The following is a 255-nucleotide window of genomic DNA, read 5'->3' as shown; positions in this document are numbered from 1 at the left end:
TTATGGGCTGTCACCTACCGCTGAATGTATAGGCGGTGTGGAGGGAACGCGGGGAAGTGAAACATCTCAGTACCCGCAGGAAGAGAAAACAAGAGTGATTCCGGGAGTAGTGGCGAGCGAAACCGGAAGAGGCTAAACCGTTTGTGTGTGATACCCGGCAGGGGTTGCGCAGGCGGGGTTGTGGGAGTTTCTGTGATCGTTCTGCCGGACGGTCGTCGAGTAAAAAATCGTGGGTGTAGGCGAAGGGCATGCGAA

At 55.7% G+C, this 255-nt stretch carries 1 rRNA gene; it reads left to right on the top strand.

From position 1 onward, the window contains the following. Positions 1-255: ribosomal RNA gene (locus RNC47_RS37795) — 23S ribosomal RNA — on the top strand; the annotation flags it as partial.

This window comes from Streptomyces millisiae (assembly GCF_031845425.1).
Classification (GTDB): Bacteria; Actinomycetota; Actinomycetes; order Streptomycetales; family Streptomycetaceae; genus Streptomyces; species Streptomyces millisiae.
This window is presented reverse-complemented; position numbering and strand designations above follow the sequence as displayed.